Genomic DNA, 437 nt, shown 5'->3' on the forward strand with positions numbered 1-437 from the left:
GAATAAACCATTCCTTGGTTGGGTATAGTAGCTTCATCCGCCGGGTTGGTTTGCGCCTGTACCGATGAAGAGCATACAAGCAAAAATGATGCCGCTAAAAGCGGCAATAGGTAACCTATCATCACCTGCTCCATAAATTAATTTTTTTGCTTTATATTTGAAAGGCATCAAATACTGAGAACTTTCTAGTTCAAGCCAACAAACTTATGCCCCCATATGCTAATACTGTCATAGCGGACCACAGACCAGCCAGGTGCGACACTTCGCGCGCCCCAACCATATTCGATTGAAAAGCCGGACGGAGTTGCGCCGTAGAACGAAACCATATGGTCGTTCGTATGCCGTCCCAGAGTCGCTACGACCGCCCCGTCGATCTCAAATTTGTCGAAAGCCAAGCCAACATCGTCGAGTTGGTTTAGCTCGAGCATGAAATGATG

The 437-nt window shown here is 47.1% G+C and carries 1 protein-coding gene; it reads right to left on the minus strand.

Annotated features, from left to right (window positions below; translation table 11 throughout):
• Nucleotides 1–185: 185 nt before the first annotated feature.
• Nucleotides 186–437: VOC family protein (locus EJC47_RS20890; protein ID WP_185867752.1), on the minus strand; the 252-nt coding region annotated here is incomplete at its 5' end.

It is taken from the genome of Sphingomonas sp. TF3, assembly GCF_003985085.1.
Taxonomy (GTDB): domain Bacteria; phylum Pseudomonadota; class Alphaproteobacteria; order Sphingomonadales; family Sphingomonadaceae; genus Sphingomonas.